Source organism: Azospira inquinata (assembly GCF_018905915.1).
Taxonomy (GTDB): Bacteria; Pseudomonadota; Gammaproteobacteria; order Burkholderiales; family Rhodocyclaceae; genus Azospira; species Azospira inquinata.
Genome location: NZ_CP064782.1, coordinates 3,083,318 through 3,103,688, shown reverse-complemented (window position 1 = coordinate 3,103,688; position 20,371 = coordinate 3,083,318). Strand labels below are relative to the sequence as shown.

Annotated in this window: 21 protein-coding genes; 10 read left to right on the top strand and 11 right to left on the bottom strand. The window is 64.2% G+C overall.

What is annotated here, in order from left to right:
* Positions 1 to 26 precede the first annotated feature (26 nt).
* From Azoinq_RS13980 to Azoinq_RS13970, 3 genes are read right to left on the bottom strand one after another with little or no spacing between them, the layout of a single operon-like run.
* Positions 27 to 692: an energy-coupling factor ABC transporter permease gene (locus Azoinq_RS13980; RefSeq protein WP_216128295.1), complete on the bottom strand. Its 666-nt coding sequence runs from the start codon at positions 690 to 692 to the stop codon at positions 27 to 29.
* A gap of 24 nt (positions 693 to 716) precedes the next feature.
* Positions 717 to 1,646: an FAD-binding protein gene (locus Azoinq_RS13975; RefSeq protein ID WP_216128296.1), complete on the bottom strand. Its 930-nt coding sequence runs from the start codon at positions 1,644 to 1,646 to the stop codon at positions 717 to 719.
* Positions 1,646 to 2,398, bottom strand: coding sequence for an electron transfer flavoprotein subunit beta/FixA family protein (locus tag Azoinq_RS13970; RefSeq protein WP_216128297.1), 753 nt, complete (start codon positions 2,396 to 2,398; stop codon positions 1,646 to 1,648). The genes Azoinq_RS13975 and Azoinq_RS13970 overlap by 1 nt, the downstream gene beginning before the upstream one ends.
* 149 nt (positions 2,399 to 2,547) lie before the next feature.
* Here Azoinq_RS13970 and Azoinq_RS13965 point away from each other — a divergent pair, with 149 nt between their 5' ends.
* Positions 2,548 to 3,132 (top strand): TetR/AcrR family transcriptional regulator, encoded by a 585-nt coding sequence (locus Azoinq_RS13965; RefSeq protein ID WP_216128298.1) that lies wholly within the window; start codon positions 2,548 to 2,550, stop codon positions 3,130 to 3,132.
* 12 nt (positions 3,133 to 3,144) lie between these two features.
* Here Azoinq_RS13965 and Azoinq_RS13960 read toward each other — a convergent pair whose 3' ends face one another.
* Complete coding sequence (locus tag Azoinq_RS13960; RefSeq protein ID WP_216128299.1) at positions 3,145 to 3,834, bottom strand: ABC transporter ATP-binding protein; 690 nt, start codon at positions 3,832 to 3,834, stop codon at positions 3,145 to 3,147.
* On the opposite strand from Azoinq_RS13960, the gene Azoinq_RS13955 reads away from it, so the two are divergent.
* Complete coding sequence (locus Azoinq_RS13955; RefSeq protein WP_232368504.1) at positions 3,833 to 4,474, top strand: arylesterase; 642 nt, start codon at positions 3,833 to 3,835, stop codon at positions 4,472 to 4,474. The genes Azoinq_RS13960 and Azoinq_RS13955 overlap by 2 nt on opposite strands.
* A 16-nt stretch (positions 4,475 to 4,490) precedes the next feature.
* Here Azoinq_RS13955 and selD read toward each other — a convergent pair whose 3' ends face one another.
* A complete protein-coding gene (gene selD / locus Azoinq_RS13950; RefSeq protein ID WP_216128300.1) occupies positions 4,491 to 5,552 on the bottom strand; it encodes a selenide, water dikinase SelD in 1,062 nt (353 codons plus the stop codon).
* A 92-nt stretch (positions 5,553 to 5,644) separates the two neighbouring features.
* Between selD and mnmH the strand changes: the two genes are divergently transcribed.
* Positions 5,645 to 6,706: a tRNA 2-selenouridine(34) synthase MnmH gene (gene mnmH / locus Azoinq_RS13945; protein ID WP_216128301.1), complete on the top strand. Its 1,062-nt coding sequence runs from the start codon at positions 5,645 to 5,647 to the stop codon at positions 6,704 to 6,706.
* On the opposite strand, the gene Azoinq_RS13940 is transcribed toward mnmH, so the two are convergent.
* The gene (locus Azoinq_RS13940; protein ID WP_232368503.1) at positions 6,683 to 7,282 is read right to left on the bottom strand and encodes a class I SAM-dependent methyltransferase; all 600 of its coding nucleotides are present in this window, start codon (positions 7,280 to 7,282) and stop codon (positions 6,683 to 6,685) included. The genes mnmH and Azoinq_RS13940 overlap by 24 nt on opposite strands.
* 174 nt (positions 7,283 to 7,456) lie before the next feature.
* Here Azoinq_RS13940 and Azoinq_RS13935 point away from each other — a divergent pair, with 174 nt between their 5' ends.
* On the top strand, positions 7,457 to 10,144 hold the full coding sequence (locus tag Azoinq_RS13935; protein ID WP_216128303.1) for a bifunctional acetate--CoA ligase family protein/GNAT family N-acetyltransferase: 2,688 nt from the start codon (positions 7,457 to 7,459) through the stop codon (positions 10,142 to 10,144).
* A gap of 134 nt (positions 10,145 to 10,278) precedes the next feature.
* Here the strand turns inward: Azoinq_RS13935 and Azoinq_RS13930 are convergent, their stop codons facing one another.
* Together Azoinq_RS13930 and Azoinq_RS13925 are read right to left on the bottom strand one after the other, a co-directional pair.
* Complete coding sequence (locus tag Azoinq_RS13930; protein WP_216128304.1) at positions 10,279 to 10,470, bottom strand: DUF3460 family protein; 192 nt, start codon at positions 10,468 to 10,470, stop codon at positions 10,279 to 10,281.
* Between the two features lie 136 nt (positions 10,471 to 10,606).
* Positions 10,607 to 10,843 (bottom strand): DUF3567 family protein, encoded by a 237-nt coding sequence (locus Azoinq_RS13925; protein ID WP_232368502.1) that lies wholly within the window; start codon positions 10,841 to 10,843, stop codon positions 10,607 to 10,609.
* A 198-nt stretch (positions 10,844 to 11,041) separates the two neighbouring features.
* Here Azoinq_RS13925 and Azoinq_RS13920 point away from each other — a divergent pair, with 198 nt between their 5' ends.
* Positions 11,042 to 11,530 carry a hypothetical protein gene (locus tag Azoinq_RS13920; RefSeq protein ID WP_216128305.1) on the top strand — a complete coding sequence of 163 codons (489 nt, stop codon included), beginning with the start codon at positions 11,042 to 11,044 and terminating at the stop codon, positions 11,528 to 11,530.
* A gap of 144 nt (positions 11,531 to 11,674) precedes the next feature.
* Here Azoinq_RS13920 and Azoinq_RS13915 read toward each other — a convergent pair whose 3' ends face one another.
* Positions 11,675 to 12,913, bottom strand: coding sequence for an MFS transporter (locus tag Azoinq_RS13915; RefSeq protein WP_216128306.1), 1,239 nt, complete (start codon positions 12,911 to 12,913; stop codon positions 11,675 to 11,677).
* Between the two features lie 90 nt (positions 12,914 to 13,003).
* On the opposite strand from Azoinq_RS13915, the gene Azoinq_RS15165 reads away from it, so the two are divergent.
* The 4 genes from Azoinq_RS15165 (at position 13,004) to Azoinq_RS13895 (ending at position 16,806) form a co-directional block, all read left to right on the top strand.
* On the top strand, positions 13,004 to 13,822 hold the full coding sequence (locus Azoinq_RS15165; RefSeq protein WP_269751300.1) for an AraC family transcriptional regulator: 819 nt from the start codon (positions 13,004 to 13,006) through the stop codon (positions 13,820 to 13,822).
* Positions 13,823 to 13,970: 148 nt separating this feature from the next.
* Positions 13,971 to 14,576, top strand: a complete 606-nt coding sequence (locus tag Azoinq_RS13905; protein WP_216128307.1) for a TetR/AcrR family transcriptional regulator — start codon at positions 13,971 to 13,973, stop codon at positions 14,574 to 14,576.
* A 50-nt stretch (positions 14,577 to 14,626) separates the two neighbouring features.
* The gene (locus Azoinq_RS13900) at positions 14,627 to 15,784 is read left to right on the top strand and encodes an iron-containing alcohol dehydrogenase (protein ID WP_216128308.1); all 1,158 of its coding nucleotides are present in this window, start codon (positions 14,627 to 14,629) and stop codon (positions 15,782 to 15,784) included.
* A gap of 167 nt (positions 15,785 to 15,951) precedes the next feature.
* Entirely contained in the window at positions 15,952 to 16,806 is an 855-nt protein-coding gene (locus tag Azoinq_RS13895; protein ID WP_216128309.1) for a D-hexose-6-phosphate mutarotase, read from the top strand.
* A gap of 158 nt (positions 16,807 to 16,964) precedes the next feature.
* Here Azoinq_RS13895 and Azoinq_RS13890 read toward each other — a convergent pair whose 3' ends face one another.
* Positions 16,965 to 17,501: a MarR family winged helix-turn-helix transcriptional regulator gene (locus Azoinq_RS13890; RefSeq protein ID WP_216128310.1), complete on the bottom strand. Its 537-nt coding sequence runs from the start codon at positions 17,499 to 17,501 to the stop codon at positions 16,965 to 16,967.
* Positions 17,502 to 17,641: 140 nt separating this feature from the next.
* Here Azoinq_RS13890 and Azoinq_RS13885 point away from each other — a divergent pair, with 140 nt between their 5' ends.
* Positions 17,642 to 18,973 carry a ferredoxin reductase family protein gene (locus Azoinq_RS13885; RefSeq protein ID WP_216128311.1) on the top strand — a complete coding sequence of 444 codons (1,332 nt, stop codon included), beginning with the start codon at positions 17,642 to 17,644 and terminating at the stop codon, positions 18,971 to 18,973.
* A 93-nt stretch (positions 18,974 to 19,066) separates the two neighbouring features.
* Here Azoinq_RS13885 and Azoinq_RS13880 read toward each other — a convergent pair whose 3' ends face one another.
* Positions 19,067 to 20,308, bottom strand: coding sequence for a sensor domain-containing diguanylate cyclase (locus Azoinq_RS13880; RefSeq protein ID WP_216128312.1), 1,242 nt, complete (start codon positions 20,306 to 20,308; stop codon positions 19,067 to 19,069).
* Between the last annotated feature and the right edge of the window lie 63 nt (positions 20,309 to 20,371).

Below are 20,371 nucleotides of genomic sequence, written 5' to 3'. Positions count from 1 at the left end.
ATCTCCTCTGTATTAAATGGTTGTGCTTATTTCTTGGCGAGATACACCGAGTCGTCGAAGGTCCACACCCATTCCGGGCGATAGACCACCAACAGGGTCAGGACCATGCCGGCCAGCCAGGCTTCCGAAAACCCCAACAAAATGAAATAGGGCAGGAAGTCCTCGCTGAGTTTTTCCAGGGTGTAAGCCCCAGCCAGGGCCAACACGCCGGAAGCGGCCAGCCCGGTCCCAAGGATCATCAGGGCGGAGCCGAAGAAACCGTTGGCAAAAATGTACACAAACAGGTTTTTCGGCAGTTTCCGATCGGTAAACCGGTAGATGGCGTAGGAAATCCCCACCGGAACCGCCCCCATCAACAACGCATTCAGGCCGAAACTGGCCCACCCCGCCGCACCGTTCATCGTAATCCCGGCCAGTACCAGGGTCAGGCCGATGAAGGCCAGAGCGGGGCCGAATTCCAGGGTAAAGACCATGGCTCCCAAAAGATGCAGATTGAGGCCCGGGGAAACCCCGGCTTTCATGCTCCACAGCACGGTGAGGCTCACCGCCGTGCCCAGCCAGACGTTGGACTGGATGTTGTCCCCCAGGCGCCGCCAGGGGGCGCGCCAGATAGCCAGGCCGAGTACAAAAACAAACAGCCCCCAGCCCCCCTCGTACCAGAGGGGGGCAAGGAGGCTGTCGGGCAGGTTCATAGCCTGCAATCCCGGGGGAACGGATCAGAGCGCCGCCGTGAGTTCAGGCACCGCTTCGAAGAGGTCCGCCACCAGGCCGTAGTCCGCCACTTGGAAAATGGGGGCATCCGGATCTTTGTTAATGGCCACAATGACCTTGGATTCCTTCATCCCGGCCAAATGCTGAATGGCGCCGGAAATACCTACGGCCACATACAGCTCGGGAGCCACGATTTTGCCGGTTTGGCCCACTTGGTAGTCGTTGGGTACAAACCCCGCATCCACGGCAGCCCGGGAGGCGCCTTGGGCGGCACCCAGCTTGTCGGCCAGGGGGTCCAGCACCTTGTGGTAGTTTTCCCCGCTGCCCACACCCCGGCCACCGGATACGATGATCCGGGCGGCAGTGAGTTCAGGCCGTTCGCTCTTGGTGATTTCCCGGGAGACCAGCTTGGACTTGCCCGTGTCAGCCACGGCAGCCACCGTTTCCACAGGAGCGGCACCGCCTTCGGCTACGGCGTCAAAAGCCGTGATACGCACCGTGATGACCTTGACGCTATCGGCGGATTGCACCGTGGCCAGGGCATTGCCCGCATAGATGGGGCGCACGAAGGTATCGGCGGATTCCACCCCGACGATGTCGGAGATTTGGGCTACGTCCAGCAGGGCGGCCACCCGGGGGGCAAAATTCTTGCCGCAGGTGGTGGCGGCAGCCACGATGTGGCTGTAGCCGGTGGCCATGGAAATCACCTGGGCGGCCAGGTTTTCAGCGGTTTGGTCGGCAAACTGGGGAGCATCGGCCAGCTTCACCTTGGTCACCCCCGCCAGCTTGGCGGCTTCCGCCGCCACGGCGGCGCAACCGGCGCCTGCCACCAGCACTTCGATGTCGCCACCGATTTTGGCGGCGGCGGCAACGGCGTTCTTGGTCGCCGCCTTCAGGGATTGATTGTCGTGTTCGGCAATAACCAGAATAGCCATTAGATCACCTTCGCTTCGTTCTTCAGCTTATTCACCAGGGTGGCCACGTCGGGCACCATCACCCCCGCCTGCCGCTTGGGCGGTTCGCTGACCTTGAGGGTCTTGAGACGGGGCGTCACATCCACGCCCAGGTCCGCCGGCTTCAGGGTTTCCAAAGGCTTTTTCTTCGCCTTCATGATGTTGGGCAGGGTGGCGTAGCGGGGCTCGTTGAGGCGCAGATCCGTGGTTACCACAGCGGGCAGCGCCAGCTCCAGGGTTTCCAGGCCGCCATCCACTTCCCGGGTCACCGTGGCTTTACCGTCGGCCACCACCACTTTGGAAGCGAAGGTGGCTTGGGGCCAGCCTTGCAGGGCGGCGAACATTTGCCCGGTTTGGTTGGAGTCGTCGTCAATGGCCTGTTTGCCGAACACCACCAATTGGGGTTGTTCCTTGTCGGCCACCGCCTTGATCAGCTTAGCCACGGCCAGGGGTTGCAGGTCCGTGTCGCCGCTGTCGATCAGCACGGCCCGGTCGGCCCCCAGGGCCAGGGCGGTACGCAGGGTTTCCTGGCAAGCTGCGACCCCGGCGGAGACCACCACCACTTCCGTGGCGATACCGGCCTCTTTCAGGCGCACGGCTTCTTCCACGGCAATTTCATCAAAGGGGTTCATGGACATCTTGACGTTGGCGATATCCACGCCAGTACCGTCAGCTTTGACGCGTACCTTGACGTTGTAGTCCACGACTCGTTTTACTGGCACCAAGACTTTCAATGCATCCTCCTCAGGATCTGGCAGGTGTGAATCGTTATGGATTCGCGGCCCGGGTTTGCCCCCTGAACCGCGTCGAGATTGGCTCCCATACTTGCCAGTATGGCTCCGCATACGGTAGCGTATGGGGTATTCCCTGTCAATGAGTTCGCATGAAAAACGCCCCCATCAAAACCCGCTCCCAACTGGATCGCCGTGACTGGATCGAGCTGGCTACCCATGTACTGGCGGACCAGGGTCTGGATGGCCTGCGGGTGGAGGTGCTAGCCAAGCAGTTCGGCGTCACCAAAGGCAGCTTTTACTGGCACTTCAAGGATCGCCAGGACCTGCTCACCGCCGTGCTGGACACCTGGAAAGACGGGCGTATCCGGGACATCATCAAGCAGACCACGGCCCAGCCGGGCAAAGAGCGGGACCAGATTTACCACGTCATCGATGTGTATAGCGCCGCCCGCAGCCGCAAGGGAGTTTCCATTGAACTGGCGGTGCGGGAGTGGGCCCGTCGGGATGCCCATGCGGCGGCCATCGTGGCTGAGGTGGATAACTGCCGCCTGGAAAACGCCCGACGCCTATTCGAGGAATATGGCCTGCCGGAAGGGGAAGCCAAGGCCCGCAGCCTGTTGCTCTACGCCTACGTTTTCGGCCAGAGCCTGATGATTTACGACCGTTTCGACCCGTCCCCCGCTTCCCTGCGGACCTGGATCGCGGACCATATTGTGCGGGCCGAGGACCGCTAGGTCCGGCGCCCTTCAAGCCACCGTTTCCAGGGCCTCCACCCGCCCCTCCGCCACCCGTAGCTGGCGCCCGCAGCGGGCCGCCATGGCTGGGTCGTGGGTAACCAACACCAGGGTGGTGCCCTGCTCCCGATTCAGGCGGAACATCAGAGCCATGATCTGGGCGCCGGTGGCCTGATCCAGATTGCCCGTGGGTTCATCCGCCAGAATCAGGCGAGGCGCCGGGGCAAAGGCCCGGGCCAGGGCCACCCGCTGCTGTTCCCCGCCAGACAGGTGCTTGGGGTAATGATCCAGACGCTCCCCCAGCCCCACCCGGGTAAGCCATTCCCGGGCCAGGGCGGCAGCGTTTTCCACCCCGGACAGTTCCAGGGGGAGCAGTACATTTTCCAAAGCGGTCAGAGCGGGAAGCAGCTGGAAAGATTGGAAGACAAAACCCAGCAAACGCCCCCGCAGCCGAGCCCGGCCATCCTCATCCAGCGCCACCAGGGAAATGCCGTCCAGACACACCTGCCCTCCGCTGGGCTGATCCAGCCCCGCCAGAAGACCCAGCAGGGTAGACTTGCCCGAGCCGGAGGCTCCCACCACCGCCACGGTTTCCCCGGGGTCAATGGCAAAATTCACATCCTGGAGAATGGTCAAACGCCCTTCCCCATCTCCCACGGTTTTGCAAAGATCACGGACTTCCAACAAGGATTGACTGGACATGATGAAAAAATATCTGGGTTTGGATTGGCGATGGCTGGGGCTGGGCAGCCTCTGCCTGATTATGCCCCTGCTGGCCGCCGCCGGGGCGCCCGTGGTGCTCATCTACGGAGATTCCCTCTCCGCCGGCTACGGCTTGCCCCGGGAAGCAGCTTGGCCCGTGTTGCTGGAAAAGCGGCTAGCCCAGGCCCACCTGAATTACCGGGTGGTGAATGCCAGTATTTCCGGGGAAACCACGGCGGGCGGCCTAGCCCGGCTGCCCCGGGCCCTGGGGGAACACCGTCCGGCGGTGGTGATACTGGAATTGGGGGCTAACGACGGTCTCCAGGGCCTGCCCCTAGCGGCCATGAACCATAACCTGGAAGCCATGGCGGGCCTGGCCCGCCAGGCGGGTGCCCGGGTGTTGCTGGTGGGTATGCGCCTGCCCCCCAATTACGGAAGCTACGGGGAAGATTTCCGGCACAGTTACCCGGCCCTGGCCCGGCGCCTCAAGCTACCTCTAGTGGATTTTCTCCTGGCGGGCATGGCCGACCAGCCCACCCTTTTTCAGGCGGACGGTCTCCATCCCGTGGCCGCGGCCCAGCCCCGCATTCTGGATAACGTGTGGCAGAAACTGGGGCCGCTACTGAAGGGTGGGCGCTAGAACCCGAGCCCCAGGCTCAGGGTTCCAGATCCAGTCCGGCGCTGCCGGCCTCCAGATGGCCCACCACCCGGGCTTCCGGGAAACCGGCCTGGTGGAAGCAGGCCAACACCTGATCCCGGGACTCGGGGGCGCAGCTGACCAGCAGGCCGCCCGAGGTCTGGGGATCGGTAACCAGCTTCTGCTGCCACTCCGGCAAAGTGTCCGCCCCCCGAACCTGGGCCCCATAGGCGGCCCAGTTACGTCCCGAGGCGCCGGTCGCCAGCCCTTCCTGGGCCAGGGCGACGGCCGCCGGAATAAGGGGCAGATCGGCAAAGCGTACCTTGGCCCGCAGGCCCGCGCCCCGGCAGATTTCCAGCAAATGGCCGGCAAAGCCAAAGCCGGTTACATCGGTCAGACCATGAACGCCTTCCATCTGGGCCAGGTCCGGCCCCACCCGGTTGAGCCGGGTGGTCAGGGCCACCATGGTGGCGTAATCCTCCGGCGCCAGCCGCCCCTTTTTCAGGGCCGCAGAAAGAATGCCGATGCCCAGGGGTTTCCCCAGAATGAGCAAATCCCCCGGTCGGGCGTCCCGATTGCGGCGCAGCTCCCGGGGATGGACCACCCCCAGGGCCACCAGACCGTAGATGGGCTCCAGCACGTCGATGGAATGGCCTCCGGCGATGGGAATGCCCGCCTCCTGGCAGATGGCGGCGCCGCCGGCAAGAATGCGCTCAATGGCAGGCAGAGGCAGCTTATCCAGGGGCATGCCCACCACCGCTAGAGCAAAGAGGGGACGGCCGCCCATGGCGTAGACGTCGGACAGGGCATTGGTGGCGGCGATGCGGCCAAAATCGTAGGGGTCATCCACGATGGGGGTGAAGAAGTCCGTGGTGGCTACAATGGCCTGCTCGTCGTTGAGCTGATACACGGCCGCATCGTCGGAGGACTCGGTGCCCACCAGCAGTTGGGGAGGAATCAGGGCGCTGGGGGTGGCGGCCAGGATTTTTTCCAGCACCGCCGGAGAAATTTTGCAGCCGCAGCCGCCCCCGTGGGAAAAGGCGGTAAGTTTTATCGCCTCGGATGAATTAGTTTCGGACATACGCGTATCGGGACCCCACGGGCCGGAGTGACCTTAAGCCCTTGGAAGCCGGTAGAATCCCGCCTCAAAAATTATTAAGGAAAGTCCCTATCATGCAGCAATACGGGGTGGCGACCGTAGCACAGCTGGACCAGTTTGCGGAAATCATCGATGTCCGCACCCCCAGTGAATACGCGGAAGACCACATTCCCGGGGCCATCAACTGCCCGGTGCTGGACGACGCCCAGCGGGCGGAGGTGGGCACCCTTTATAAGCAGGTTTCCCCCTTTGAAGCCCGTAAGCTGGGGGCCGCCCTGGTAGCGGTAAATATTGCCCACCACCTGCGCCAGCAATTTGCTGCCAAGCCCAAGGAATGGCGGCCCTTGGTGTATTGCTGGCGGGGCGGGCAACGCAGCGGCGCCATGGAAATTATCCTGCGCCAGGTGGGCTGGAAAGCCTGCAAGCTGGAAGGGGGCTACAAGGCCTATCGGCACCGGGTGCTGGAAGGGCTGGATGAACTGCCCGGACGCTTTGCCCTTCAGGTCATCAGCGGCCCCACGGGCAGCGGCAAAACCCGGTTGCTCCAGGCCATTGCCCGGGAAGGGGGGCAGATTCTGGATCTGGAAGCCCTGGCCTGCCACAAGGGCTCGGTGCTGGGGCTTTGCCCCGGCCAGCAGCAGCCCTCCCAGAAAGCGTTTGAAACCGCCCTCTGGCAGCAGCTGGAAGCGTTGGACCCAGCCCGACCTCTATTCGTTGAAGCGGAAAGCCGCAAGGTGGGTCGCCTGGCCTTGCCCACTGCCCTCCTCACTGCCATGGCCGCCGGACGCCGCCAGCCGGTGGCTGTGCCCATGGAAGCCCGGGTCGCCTACCTGCTGGAGGACTACGATTATTTCCTTACAGACCAGGAGGCCCTGCTGGCCCGCCTGGAACGGCTCAAGGAACTGGTGGGCAAGGAGGTGCTGGGGCGCTGGCAGTCCCTCATTGCCACAGGGGACTGGCCCGCCCTGGTAGCCGATCTCCTACAGCGCCACTACGACCCCCTCTATCAGCGCTCCCTGCGCCACTACGGGCCGGAGAACGGGAAGGGAGCCGCCCCCCTGGTGCTGGACAACCTGGACGGGGCCACCCTGACCCGGGCCGCCCGGGAACTGCTAGCCGCCAGCGCCGCCTTTTAAGGTCGGCGCCCGCCCTTCCCCCGCTCCCGATACGGGCCGCCGGGCGCAGAGGCGCTGCAATACCTGGTGCCGCCCGGCCACGGTCACCGGGCCTTCCTGAAAATCCTCCACCACCAGCCCGGCGGACAGGGCCCAATCCCCCAATTCCCCGGGTTGGAGTAGGTGTTCCGCCCGGCGGGGCGGCCCCAGGGCTTCCTGGCCCACCATGAAGGTTTCGTAAAGCAGAACGCCTCCGGGTTTCAGGGTGGGGCCTAAATGGGGCAGCAAAGGGCGATGGAGATAACGGCTCACCACCAGGGCGTCAAAGAGGTCCCGTTCCCAGGGCCAGGGCGCTCCCTCCAGGTCCGCCCAGAATGGCTGGATGCCCGGAATACCTTCCAGGCTCGCCAAAGCCTCCCGGTCTTGATCTGCCGCCACCACCCTTAGCCCCCGGGCCGCCAAATAACGGGCGTGGCGCCCCCGACCACAGGCCAGATCCAACACCCGGCTGCCGGGCGCCAGATCATTCCCATGGGCGACGATCCAGGGCGACGGCTCCCCTAAGGGGGTAGGCCTAGCCTTCTCCCCCTCGGACACGGAATTTCCATTAGACTTCAATTGCTTTCCCCTGCTGACGTAAAGATGGAGGCGTGATAAATTTTTGCGCTGCACCATACAATAAAAATACCGGGGGAGTTTCACCCGGGCCCCACCGGAGCGGACGGCCACCCAGCCGCCACCCTTTCGCCACTGCCGACCCATAGGTGAATCATGCTGGAACAACACTACCTGACGAGCCTTTTCGAGCCCAAAGCCGTCGCCGTCATCGGCGCCTCCGACCGGGAAGGGTCGGTGGGTAACGTCATTTTGCGCAATCTCCTGGAAGGGGGCTACCAGGGACGCCTTTACCCCATTAACTCCAAGCACGAAACGGTGCAAGGCTTACAGGCCTATAAATCCATAGAGGAAATCGGTGCTCGGGTAGAGCTGGCGGTGATCGCCACCAAGCCCCGCAGCGTACCGGAAATCGTGGAGCAGTGCGGGCGTAGCGGGGTCAAGTTCGCCATCGTTATTACCGCCGGTTTTGCCGAGGCGGGCCATACGGGGGCGGCCCTGGAACGGAAGATGTTGGAAATCGCCCGCAGCTACAACGTGCGCATCCTGGGCCCCAACTGTCTCGGCCTCATCCGTCCCGCCATCAAGCTCAACGCCACCTTCGCCCAGGTGTCCGCCAATCCGGGCAATCTGGCTTTGGTGTCCCAGTCCGGCGCCCTCTGTTCCGCCATCCTGGACTGGGCCAAGGTGAACGGGGTGGGCTTTTCCTCGGTCATTTCCCTGGGGGGCTCCAGTGACATGGATTTCGGGGAAATTCTGGATTACCTGGTCTATGACCACCGCACCCACTACATCCTGATGTACGTGGAAGGCATCCGCAACGCCCGGCGCTTCATGAGTTCCCTCCGCTCGGCGGCCCGCATCAAGCCCATTATTCTGCTCAAGGCCGGGCGCTACGCCTCCGGTTCCGCCGCCGCCCAGGTCCATTCCGGGGTAGCCGCCGGCTCGGACGCCGTATTTGACGCGGCCATCAAACGGGCCGGAGTGGTACGGGTTCGGAATATCGGCCAGCTGTTCTACGCCGCCCGGGGGCTGGCTTCCAAATTCCGTCCCGGCGGCAACCGGCTGCTGATCATGACCAACGGGGGCGGCCCCGGCGCCATGGCGGCGGATCGGGCCACGGAGCTGGGCATTCCCCTGGCCACCCTGGCGCCCCAGACCGTCACCGCCCTAAACGGGGTGCTGCCCCCCAACTGGTCCCACGCCAATCCGGTGGATATTGTGGGGGACGCCACCCCGGAACGTTACCGGGACGCCATTCTGGCCTGTACCCAGGCGGAAGAAATCGACGGCCTACTGGTCATGCTCACCCCCCAGGCCATGACCCAGCCGGAGGAAGTGGCCCGGGCGGTGATCAGCGCCAGCGAAACCTGCGCCAAGCCCATCGTCGCCTGCTGGATGGGGGAAGAACACACCCTGGCCTGCCGCCGCCTACTCACGGAGGCGGGCATTCCCGCCTTCCGCATGCCGGAAACGGCGGTGGATCTGTTCTCCCACATTTCCACCTACTACCGTAACCAGAAGCTTCTGCTGCAAACCCCGGACCCGGCGCCCCGTCAGGCCAAGAGCGAGACGGAAGGGGCCAAGATGCTGATCGAGGCGGTGCTATCCGAACGGCGCAAGGTGCTCTCCGAAATGGAATCCAAGTCCGTGCTCCGGGCTTTCAAGGTGCCCGTGGCCCAGACCATGGTGGCCCGCACCCCCACGGAAGCCCTGCTCCTGGCGGAACAGATCGGTTTCCCCCTGGCCATGAAGGTGGATTCCCCCGACCTCTCCCGCAAATCCGAGGTGGGCGGGGTGCGCCTCAACATTGCCAACGCGGCGGCGGTGCGCAACGCCTATCACGACATCATCGACACGGTCGGCCGCAACGTGCCCGACGCCCGGATCAACGGGGTTTCCATCGAACCCTTCGTGGCCCGACCCCATGGTCGGGAACTCAAGGTGGGGGTGCTGCGGGACCGGATTTTCGGGCCCGTTATCACCCTGGGAGTGGGCGGGGCGGAATGCGAAATTTTCGGTGACACGGCCATCGCCCTCCCCCCCCTGAACAGCTATCTGGCCCAGGACCTGATCCGTTCCACCCGGGCCGCCCGGCTCCTGGAAAATTACCGCAACATGCCCCCGGCCAATCTCCAGGCCTTGGAGGACGTGCTGCTGCGCATTTCCCAGATGGTCTGCGAATTGCCCTGGATTCAGGAACTGGACCTCAATCCCCTGATCGTGGATGAAAACGGCGCGGTGGCCGCCGACGCCCGTATCGTCATCGACTACGCGGCCCCGGCGGATGACCGCTATTCCCACATGGCCATCCACCCCTACCCTTCCCACCTGATCGACGACTGGGTGCTGCCGGATGGCCAGATCGTGACTCTGCGGCCCATCCGCCCGGAAGACGCGGAAATGGAAAAGGAATTCGTCGCCCAGCTATCCGAGGAAAGCAAGTACTACCGCTTCATGGACACCCTGCGGGAATTGACCCAATCCATGCTGGTACGCTTTACCCAGATCGACTACGACCGGGAAATGGCCTTTGTGGCCGTCACGGAAAAGGAAGGCAAGGAGGTCCAGATCGGGGTGGCCCGCTACGTCTCCAACCCGGACGGGGAAACGGTGGAATTCGCCCTGGCGGTCTCGGACCAATGGCAGAAACACGGTATTGGCCGCCGCCTCATGGCCGCCATCGTGGATTGCGCCCGCAGCAAGGGCTATCGGGCGGTGGTGGGGGACGTACTATCGGGCAATGCAAAAATGTTCAAACTCATGACCAGCTTAGGCTTCGCCGTTCATCCCCATCCGGAGGATTCCACCGTAAAACGGGTGATTCTCAGCCTGCAAGACTAACCGTTCCAGGGGGTGGGCCCGTCGGCACCGGAGGTGGCGACCCGGGTTCCCGCCCCCGCCAATGCAAAAGGCCGGTAACCCGAAGGGGCAACCGGCCTTTTTTTGCCATCTCCCCGACCTGGCGGGGAACGGGATTACTTGCTGTTCACGTCGTAGGGATAGGATTTCTGGGCCACCTTGGCCGCCTGAAAACCGGCCTGTTCGGCGGGGGAAAGATCCTTGTCCCACCACAGGGCCCGGCCCTGGCGCTGGTCTTCCACCCATTCCGGGTGCTGGGCCAGCTGCTCGCGCATGAACTTGGTGTGTTCGGATTCGTAAATCGCCATGGGTCTATGTCCGGAAAGCAGTAAAGAAGGAGGCATTATAACCGGCTTGCCCCCGCCCCAGCGGGAACGGAACGGCAGGGCGCTCCCCGGGTACGAGCTTCCTGCCCCCGGGAGCCGCCCTGAGGGCCTCACCGCCTCATTGATAAACGATGGGCCGGGCACTGCCGGCGCAGTAATCATCCAGAAAGGCGTCAATAGTCTCCACCTCCGGCGTTTCCGTCGCCACGGCCTCTATGGAGGCCTTGAAGCAAAGCGCCTGGGCGCCCTGAATAAACAGGCTGCGCTGCCCCTCCTTGTCCAGCAGTTCATAGCCCTGCTGGGCCGGATAGGCCAGGACCGAATAGGATTCGCTGTTATAGACCAGGTTCAGCATTGTGTACCTCCAGCTTCTCTAGGGGAAAACCGGGCGCGGGGAACGCCTTCTACCCTCCCCAGGTGGAGGCGGTCACCGGGTTTTCAAGGGGGAGGAAAAAGGGGCGGAGTGGGGCGCCCGAGCCACCATGTCCACGTCATTTCCCTGTAACGGGGAAGGGGTAGAAAAGACCCTACCCCCTTCCCTTGGAGCACAGCCATGTACTATATCAATCCCAACGCGGGCACCCTGAGCCTGAACGCTATCGACCATTTCGCCGGGCTGGTGCATCTGGCTCTGGATCAGGGAGAACGGGCCCTGACCGTAGTGCGGTCAGCCCAGGAAGATTGCCTCTCCAACCTCTCCCGGCACAGCCAGGAAAATGCCCCGAACCTCTCCCATGCCCTGGGGGAAAGCCTCAAGGACCACGCCATCCAGTTTTCCCAGGATTGGCTGGATACCTGGATCAGCGCCCAGGAACAACTGATCCAGTCCTTTGAATCCCAGGCCCACGGCATTAACGAATATCTGGCCTACAGCATCGACAAGGCTAGCCGGGCCACCCCCCAGGAAATTCTGCCCGCCGTACAGTTGATTCAGGAAACCGTCACCAGCCTGAGCGACACCGCGGCCAAGGTCACGGAAGGCCTGGAAGAGTCCCTGGATGCCGCCACGCCCCGAGGCCGCCGCCCCAGCCGTAGCCACTGATCTGCCCCCCCCTTTGCTGTACCCTCCTTTTCCGCCCCTTCGGGGGCTTTTTCTTGTCTCTCCATGGCTTCAAGGGGTAAGGGCCACAAAAAAGGGACGCCTGGGCGTCCCTTTTTGCCTACTGGATTCCGGAGGATTCCAGCATCAGCCCCCCTTGGCCTGATTCCGCCCCACTCCCAAGGCGGTAAACACGGCGCAGGCCTGGAACAGGGCTACCCCCACCAGCACCCCGGCAAACGCCCCCCGGTCCATGAAGGGGCCAAACAGCAGGGGCGCCAGGGCCTGACCGGAATCTAGGCCGGAATAGACAAAGCCATAGACCCGGCCATAGGCCTGGTGTCCGAAACGGGCCGCCGCCGCCCGGCGCACCAGCAAATCCCGGGAAGGCCCGGCCAGACCGGTGCAAAAGCCCATGGCCGCCATGACGGGCAGCACCGCCATGGGCGGTATCCAACCGGAGGCCAGCACCAGGGCCAGGAGCGCCGCCACCACCAGCAGGGCGGCAATACGCCGGTCGTGGGCCACCGTGCCCCCGGCGAAAAAGCCCCCGACCCCGATCCCCGCCGCGCCCCCCAGCAGGAAAGCGGTCAAAGACGAGGCGGCCAGGGCCAAGGATAGGCCGTAGACCCGCTCCAGCACCGGGGTACCGAAATTCTGAAAGGCGCCAAAGGCCGCGGTGGTGAAAAAGAAAAAGCCAAAGCATAGCCACACCGCCCCCACCTTGAGGAAGGCAAAGGGGGAATCCCCCTGGCCGGCCTTGGCCGCTTCCGGGCTCAGGGCCGGGGTAGCCAGATGGCGCCGCCAGATGAAGAGAATCACCAATACCGCTACTCCCAGCAGAGCCGCCCCCAGAGCCGCTATACGCCAACCCGCCAGGGTGGCCAGCCCGGTCATAAAGGCCGGGGCCGCCGCCCAGCCCAGGTTGCCGGACAGGCCGTGGATGGAAAAGGCGTGACCCAACCGGGCCGGGGACACCCGCCGGTTCAGCAGGGTGAAGTCACAGGGGTGAAAAACCGCATTCCCTGCCCCCGCCAGGGCCGCAGAAAGAAACAGGGCCCAGACTCCGGGGGCCGCCGCCAGTACCAGACCAGCGGCAATCAGGCTGCCCACCCCGCAGAACAGCACCCGCCGGGCACCCCAGCGGTCCACGGCAAAGCCAGCCAGAGCCTGACCGCAGCCGGAGACCACAAAAAACAGGGTCATGGTTACCCCGATCTGGGTAAAGCTGAGGGAGAAATCCTTCATCAGCCAGGGAAACAGGGGCGCCAACAGCAGGTGGAAAAAGTGGGAAACCCCGTGGGCAAAGCCCACCACGGCGATAATGCCCCCGTCCCGGCGCCCCTCCGGGGCGTCGTTGGCGGAAGCGGCAACAGCAGCGGTCATGGATCTATCCTCGTAATCGGCCCAGGGCAAAAAAGCCCTTTTCTTGACCCGTCTATGCTACCTGGGAAAGGCTTGGCAAAAACAAAGCAATTGGACAATAATTATCGCATCCACGCCAAATCCAGTGCCATGGCCCGCCAAACCTTCCCCAATCTCCATCGTCGCCCCCCCAGCCCGGAAGACCCGGTCACGGTCAATCTCCGCCAGGGGGCGGCGGATATGGAAATTCCCTGGCACAGCCACCCCTGGGGCCAGTTCGCCTATCCGGTGGCGGGCACCATCCGGCTCTCCACGGAAGATACGGCCTGGATCGTCCCGCCCTACCGGGCCATCTGGATTCCCGCCGGGGTGGTGCACCATCTGGTGACCCTGGGGGAAGTGGAGTTGCGCACCCTGTACGTGGATGGGGCCAAATCCCCCCTGCCGGAAAAAACCTGCAAGGTGGTGGCCGTCTCCCATCTGCTGGGGGCGTTGAGCGAGGCCCTGGTAACCACACCGCCCCCGGAAGAGCCCCGCCGCACCATGATCCAGACCCTGCTCCTGGAGGAGCTGCGCCAAGCCCAGCCCCTGGCCCTGGGGCTGCCCATGCCCCGGGACCGGCGCCTCAAGGCCCTCTGCGACGCCCTCCTGGAAAATCCGGCCACGGAACGCCCCCTGGCGGACTGGGCCGCCCAGGTGGGGGCCAGCCCCCGCACCCTGAACCGGCTGTTTCAAAGCGAACTGGGCATGAGCTTCGGGCTCTGGCGCCAGCAACTGCGCCTCTCCCGGGCCGCCACCCTGGTGGCCCAGAACCTGCCCCTGGCCCAGATCGCCAATGAACTGGGCTACGCCAGCCCCAGCGCCTTTACCGCCATGTTCAAGCGGGCCTTCGGCGTTCCTCCCAGCCAGTTTTTCCGCTCCCAGCCTTAGTTCGGCCCCGGCTTCTCTCCAGAAGGCCAGAGTCTCATCGGCCCCTTCCCAGCCAACATCAGAGAAGGGGGCGGGCGTGAGCACCCCAGCAAGCGAGCCCCTTTTTGTTTACTAGACGACCGGTCTAATTTTATTTAGACTGGTGCCCATGAATACTTCATCCCTCCCCCACCCGGACACCCGGGAGCACATTCTGGAAATAGGGGAAGCCATTATTCTGGGCAAAGGTTTCGCCGCCGTGGGACTGGCGGAAATCCTGGGCAGCGCCCAGGTGCCCAAGGGCTCCTTCTACCATTACTTCCGCTCCAAGGAACAGTTCGGCACCGCCCTGCTGGAGCGGTATTTCGACCGCTATCTGGCCGACCTGGACCGGCTGCTGACCACCCCCCAGGCCGCCACCGGCCTGCTGGACTACTGGGAAAGCTGGCGCCGCCACCAGGGAGGCTGCCGGGCCGAGGAACAATGTCTGGTGGTAAAGCTGTCCGCCGAGGTAGCCGACCTGTCCGTGGCCATGCGGGAAGCCCTGGATCAGGGCACCCGGCGCATCATAGCCCGCCTGGCGGAAGCCCTGGCCACCGGGCAAAAAGATGGTTCCCTGCCCGCCCTGGCAAATCCCTCGGCCACCGCCCTGGAGCTTTACGCCCTGTGGCTGGGCGCCAGCCTGCTCACCAAGCTACGCCTGGATGCAAGCGCCCTGGACCAGGCCATGGCCCTTACCCGTTCCCGCCTGGGTCTTCCTCCGACCCAGGCTTAGCTTTCCGGACCGCCCTGCGGTCCGCCCCTTTCCCCCTACAGGAGACTGCCATGCAGAACTTCGACTATTACAACCCCACCCACATCATTTTCGGCAAAGGCCGCATCGCCGACCTGGACAAGCAGGTCCCCGCGAACGCCCGGGTCCTGATCACCTACGGCGGCGGCAGCGTGCGCAAAAACGGCACCCTGGACGAGGTCAAAGCCGCCCTGGGTCAGCGCCATGTGCTGGAATTTTCCGGTATCGAACCCAATCCGGCCTATGAAACCCTGCTGCCCGCCGTGGAACTGGTGCGTCGGGAAAAAATCGACTTCCTCCTGGCCGTGGGGGGCGGTTCGGTGATTGACGGCACCAAATTCATCGCCGCCGCTGCCTGCTACGCGGGCGATCCCTGGGAAATTCTCACCAGCCATGGCGCCAAGGTCACCGGCGCCCTGCCCCTGGGCACCGTGCTGACCCTGCCTGCCACCGGCTCGGAAATGAACAACGGGGCGGTGGTAACTCGCAAGGAGCTAAAAGCCAAGCTGCCCTTCCTCCACCCCGCCGTTTATCCCCGCTTTTCCGTGCTGGACCCCACCAAGACCTTTACCCTGCCTCCCCGCCAGATTGCCAATGGGGTGGTGGATGCCTTCGTCCATGTCATGGAGCAGTACCTGACCTACCCGGTGAATTCCCCGGTCCAGGACCGCTTTGCCGAAAGCCTGCTGCAAACCCTGGTGGAAATCGGGCCCCAGGCCCTGGCCAATCCCCAGGATTACGACATCCGGGCCAATGTGATGTGGACCGCCACCCTGGCCCTGAACGGCCTCATCGCCTGCGGCGTGCCCCAGGACTGGGCCACCCACATGATCGGCCATGAACTCACCGCCCTTTACGGCATGGATCACGGCCAGACCCTGGCGGTGGTGCTGCCCGCCATGATGGATGAACGGCGCCAGGCCAAGGAAGCCAAGCTGCTCCAGTACGGGGAACGGGTCTGGGGTATTCGGGAAGGTAGCGTGGCTGCCCGTATTGACGCCGCCATCGCCAAAACCCGGGAATTCTTTGAGGCCATGGGCACCAAAACCCGCCTGGCGGATTACGGAGTGGGCCAGGATGGGGTGGATCAGGTCATCGCCCAGTTGCAAACCCACGGCATGACGGCCCTGGGGGAAACCCGGGAAGTGACGCCGGAAGTGAGCCGCCGGGTGCTGGAACGGAGCCTCTAAGCCCCATTCCATCGCCGGAGCCCGGGGCCGCCCCGGGTTCCTCCCCATGGCGCCGGGAGTTTCCCCGGCGTTTTCCGTTTCCCCGGGGCCAGGCCCCATGGTCCGGCCCGGCTCGGGGTAAAATGCCCGCCCGGCCCAGCCACCCCTATCCCCTCTGATCGCCCGTTATGACCGAATTACCCGATTACACCGATTTCAATGGCCTGGAGGCCGTCCATCTCCAATCCCCGGACGGGGCCAAGGCCGTCATTACTCGCCAGGGCGCCCAGCTGGTGTCCTGGATTCCCGCCGGGGGCAAGGAACAGCTCTATCTCAGCCCAGATTCCTTTTTTGAGCCGGAAATGGCCATCCGGGGCGGCGTGCCCATTATCTTTCCCCAGTTCGCCGACACCGGCCCCTTCCACCGTCACGGCTTCGCCCGGCTCCTGCCCTGGCGCCTCAGCGAACTCCGGGAAGACGGTAAGTCCGTGCTGGCGGTCTTTACCCTGGAGGCGGACGAGGTGAGCTACGGCTACTGGGCCCATCCCTTCAAGGCCGAATTCACCGTAGCCCTGGAAGGCCAGCGCCTGGACATGGAACTGGAAGTGGAAAACCCGGACCAGGAAGAGGGAGAACCCTTCAGCTTCACCGCCGCCCTGCACACCTACCTCAAGGTCAAAGAGGTGGAAGAAAGCACCCTCACCGGGCTTCACGGCGCCACCTACCTGGACCGGTGCGACCTCCAGGAATACCGGGATACGGGCACGGAGCTTCAGGTGGAAGAAGAGGTGGACCGGCTCTATCCGGGCATAACCAAGCCCCTGATGCTGCAAGACGGGGACCGGACCCTGGGCATTTACGCGGAAGGCTTCCCCGATCTGGTGGTGTGGAATCCCTGGGAAGAAAAGTGCGGGGCCATGGACGACATGCCTCCCAGCGGCTTTCGCTACATGCTTTGCGTGGAAGCCGCCGCCGTAGCCCAGCCCATCGAACTGGCCCCGGGGGAAACCTGGTGGGGCCGGCAGAGCCTGGTGGTGGTCTGAAGCCGCATTTAGGCAAGGGGAAAGGGGCGTGGCTGAAGCCCCTGGGATGTCCCACGGGCCCTCGTGCCACGCTTTTCCCTATGTTTCCTAGCCCCCCCCTTAGCAGGGGTGACGGCATTTAGCCCATCGTCCTGCGCCCCCTAGAAAGGCGAACGCCCCTATTCCCGGGAGTCGTCCCCCGTTTCCCGGGCGGGCCCCATTCCCGCCAGCCGGGCCAGCAGGGTTTGCAGCCGGACCATCTCTTCCGAACTCAGGGCGTGGCGCATCCAGGCTCCGGTCGCCGCCACCAGATCCGCCATGGCGGCTTCCACTAGCGCCCGTCCCGCGGGGGTAAGAGACACGGGCTTTACCCGCAGATCCCCCTCCTGACGGGAGCGGGAAACCAGCTCCCGCCGCTCCAGCTGGGCCAGCACCTTGGTCAGGCCACCGGAGGTAATGAGCATGCGGGCCTGAATCCGGGAGGGGGTCAGTTCAAAGCGCCCTTCCCCCCTGCTCCCGTCCTTCTCCTGCCCCCCGTTACGTAGGGTGGCCAGCACATCCAATTCCGCCTGACTCAGGCCGTGTTTCGCCAACAGGGGCCCCATGCGGGCCAGGGACTGACCCTGGGCCCATTGCAGGGTAAGGAACAGGGGCACCGCCAGGGGGTCCAGGGAAGAGTCCCAGGTATGGTGAGCGAGGCTTGGTTGGTTTTCCATGGCGGCTCCGCCCCCTTCTTTCCTGGTTTTTGTCACCGATTACAAAGAAATGTAGGGGGGTGTAAGGTTCTGCAAATTATCTTGCGAGAAAGATATTAGGACACTAGGCTGACCTCAGACTTAACGCAAGAGGCTTTGCCATGAAAACCCTGACCCGCAGCTTTTGGGCTGCCCTGACCGTACTCTTCCTGGCCTGGTGGATCACCGACCAGCCCGACTTCTCCCAACTGGGGGACTTTTTCGCCTGGCGCAAACTCCTCATGCAGGCCAGCGGCGTGGTACTCATGGGGGTCATGAGCCTGGCCATGATTCTGGCCGTCCGCCCCCTTTTCCTGGAACGACGCCTGGGCGGTCTGGACAAGCTCTATCGCCTGCATAAATGGCTGGGCATCAGCGCCCTGGTGCTCTCTCTGGGGCACTGGCTTCTGGCCCAGGGCCCCAAATGGCTGGTAGGTCTGGGCTGGCTCACCCGGCCCGCCCGCCATGGCCGCCCCCCTCTACCCGACGGCTCCTGGCAGCAGGTGCTGCAACACCTCCACGGCCCGGCGGAACAGGTGGGGGAATGGGCCTTTTACGCCGCCGCCCTGCTCATGATCCTGGCCCTGGTGAAATACTTCCCCTACCGGCGCTTTTTCCAGACCCACCGGCTTTTCCCCCTGGTGTACCTGGCCCTGGTCTTCCACAGCGTGGTACTGCTCAAGGCTGACTACTGGAGCGGCCCGGTGGGCCTGATCATGGCCCTGTTGCTAACCCTGGGCACGGTAGCCGCCTTCCTCACCCTGTTCGGCCGCCGGGCCGGACGGCGCCCCGTCACGGGCAAAATCCTGGCCCGGGAAGTACATCCGGAAAGTGGCGTCCTGAGTCTGGAAATCCAGGTTCCCCAGGGCTGGCCGGGCCATCAGGCGGGTCAGTTCGCCTATCTCACCTTTCACCATGAAGAAGGGGCCCATCCCTTCACCATTAGCTCCGCCTGGCACGGGGATGGGCGCTTACGCTTCATGATCAAGGCTCTGGGGGACTACACCCGGCGCCTGCCCCAGGAACTGGCCGTGGGCGACCCGGTGCGGGTGGAAGGCCCCTACGGTCAATTCACCTTCGGCGGCAAACCGCGCCAGATCTGGATCGGCGCCGGTATCGGCATCACCCCCTTCCTGGCCCGGCTGGACGCCCTCGGCTCCGCCCCAAAGCCTTCGGAAATCGACCTCTTCCACGCCACCGCCACCTATGACGCCAGCGCCGTGGAGCGGCTCACCCGGGCAGCAGCCCAGGCCGGAGTCAAGCTCCATCTGCTTTGGGAGCAACGGGATGGGCGTCTGGATGTGGAACGGCTCTGTCAGGTGGTGCCGGACTGGCAGCAGGCGGAAGTGTGGTTCTGCGGGCCCCAGGCTTTTGGCCGGGCCATGGAAACGGGTCTGAGGGGCCGGGGTCTGGCCGCCGGATGCTTCCACCAGGAATTGTTTGCCATGCGCTAAAAGGGCTGCCGGGCCCCGGGTTGTCACCGCCCCCCGGGGGAAACCGGGGTGGTTCCTCCGAGGTGCGTCCCTCCGGTCCAGGCCGTCCGGTGACTAGGAGGCCTGAATCCGGTTCCGCCCCCCGGCCTTGGCCCGGTAGAGGGCCTCGTCCATTCGTTTAAAGAGGCTGGTGGCGTCTTCGTCGGCCCGATACTGGGCGACCCCAATACTCACGGTCAGGGGAGGTAGATCGGGGCGGACCAGGCACTCCACCGCGGCACGCACCCCCTCGGCCAGTTCCTGGGCCCCCACCAGGTCCGTATGGGGGAGAAAGACCACGAATTCCTCCCCGCCCCAGCGGCACACCGCATCGCTTTCCCGGGTCCGGGCTTCCAGGGTGTGGGCCAGGAGCTTCAGCACTTCGTCGCCGATGTCATGGCCGTGACCGTCGTTGATGCCCTTGAAATTATCCGCATCCACCAGGAGCAGGCTGAAGGCCTCATGGTAGCGGCGGCTGTGGGACAGGGCCTGATCCACCAGCTGGAGAAACTGGCGCCGATTGCCCAGGCCGGTCAGAGCGTCCCGCAGGGCGGCCCGTTCCAGTTCCTGTTCCAGGCGCTTTTGTTCCGTAATGTCATGGATGATGCAGAGCATCAGACGCCGCCCGTCCAGTTCCAAAGGCCCGGCATAGGTCTGGACATGGCGGGTGCTGCCGTCCGCCAGGCGGTGCTCGAAATTGAGGGGTTTGTGGCCTCCGGGCAGCTTGGCCACCTCGTGCATGACGGGCACCACCTCCCGCCCCAGCACGTTGATTTCCCAGGTGTGCAGGGCGCAAAGCTGATCGTGGGTGTAGCCGTAGAAACCAGCGGCCGCCTGATTGGCATCCACAATGCGGCCATCCTCCTGGGGGTCGATAAGGAGCATGGGCGCCGTATTGGTGCGGAACAGGCGCTCGTAAAAGCCCCGCTCGTCCCGGCAATATTCCCGGGTGCACAAGCGCCCCAGGAGGGGCATGGCGCCGGGCACCCCGGGGACTTCCGTGTGGAGCCCCTCAAAAACGATCAACTCCCGACCCTGGCTGCGGGTCAGGGAAAGGCGGCAACTGATCGGCCCCGGTCGCCCGTGGCGGGCCACGGTGAGAATTTCCACAACCTGCTCGTCCCCCGCCAGGGCTGGCAGGTAGGCGGTCAAAATGCGCTGGGCGTGGGCCGAGTAGGCGCCGTGGCGCAGGCGTTCCAGGGTGGCTTCCCCGGTCAGTTGGCGAGCAGCACCGTTGGCAAAGACCAGTTCTTCCGGCTGGGGGGCGACCAGCCAGACCGGGGTTTTCAGGATATCCAGGGCATCCAGGGAAGGCATTGGGGAAAAACCGTAGCGGTTTGTATCGTTAAAGGCGGTTTTCCAGGAAAACCGGTGCCCCTG

What these genes read in the sequence shown, in the direction of transcription:
- Azoinq_RS13975 (WP_216128296.1), bottom strand. Translation starts at nt 1,646, where the DNA reads ATGGCTATTCTGGTTATTGCCGAACACGACAATCAATCCCTGAAGGCG.
- Azoinq_RS13900 (WP_216128308.1), top strand. Translation starts at nt 14,627, where the DNA reads ATGCAGAACTTCGACTATTACAACCCCACCCACATCATTTTCGGCAAA.
- Azoinq_RS13955 (WP_232368504.1), top strand. Translation starts at nt 3,833, where the DNA reads ATGATGAAAAAATATCTGGGTTTGGATTGGCGATGGCTGGGGCTGGGC.
- Azoinq_RS13925 (WP_232368502.1), bottom strand. Translation starts at nt 10,843, where the DNA reads ATGCTGAACCTGGTCTATAACAGCGAATCCTATTCGGTCCTGGCCTAT.
- Azoinq_RS13880 (WP_216128312.1), bottom strand. Translation starts at nt 20,308, where the DNA reads ATGCCTTCCCTGGATGCCCTGGATATCCTGAAAACCCCGGTCTGGCTG.
- mnmH (WP_216128301.1), top strand. Translation starts at nt 5,645, where the DNA reads ATGCAGCAATACGGGGTGGCGACCGTAGCACAGCTGGACCAGTTTGCG.
- Azoinq_RS13920 (WP_216128305.1), top strand. Translation starts at nt 11,042, where the DNA reads ATGTACTATATCAATCCCAACGCGGGCACCCTGAGCCTGAACGCTATC.
- Azoinq_RS13905 (WP_216128307.1), top strand. Translation starts at nt 13,971, where the DNA reads ATGAATACTTCATCCCTCCCCCACCCGGACACCCGGGAGCACATTCTG.
- Azoinq_RS13960 (WP_216128299.1), bottom strand. Translation starts at nt 3,834, where the DNA reads ATGTCCAGTCAATCCTTGTTGGAAGTCCGTGATCTTTGCAAAACCGTG.
- Azoinq_RS13935 (WP_216128303.1), top strand. Translation starts at nt 7,457, where the DNA reads ATGCTGGAACAACACTACCTGACGAGCCTTTTCGAGCCCAAAGCCGTC.
- Azoinq_RS13915 (WP_216128306.1), bottom strand. Translation starts at nt 12,913, where the DNA reads ATGACCGCTGCTGTTGCCGCTTCCGCCAACGACGCCCCGGAGGGGCGC.
- Azoinq_RS13930 (WP_216128304.1), bottom strand. Translation starts at nt 10,470, where the DNA reads ATGGCGATTTACGAATCCGAACACACCAAGTTCATGCGCGAGCAGCTG.
- Azoinq_RS13980 (WP_216128295.1), bottom strand. Translation starts at nt 692, where the DNA reads ATGAACCTGCCCGACAGCCTCCTTGCCCCCCTCTGGTACGAGGGGGGC.
- Azoinq_RS13885 (WP_216128311.1), top strand. Translation starts at nt 17,642, where the DNA reads ATGAAAACCCTGACCCGCAGCTTTTGGGCTGCCCTGACCGTACTCTTC.
- Azoinq_RS13890 (WP_216128310.1), bottom strand. Translation starts at nt 17,501, where the DNA reads ATGGAAAACCAACCAAGCCTCGCTCACCATACCTGGGACTCTTCCCTG.
- Azoinq_RS13965 (WP_216128298.1), top strand. Translation starts at nt 2,548, where the DNA reads ATGAAAAACGCCCCCATCAAAACCCGCTCCCAACTGGATCGCCGTGAC.
- Azoinq_RS13895 (WP_216128309.1), top strand. Translation starts at nt 15,952, where the DNA reads ATGACCGAATTACCCGATTACACCGATTTCAATGGCCTGGAGGCCGTC.
- selD (WP_216128300.1), bottom strand. Translation starts at nt 5,552, where the DNA reads ATGTCCGAAACTAATTCATCCGAGGCGATAAAACTTACCGCCTTTTCC.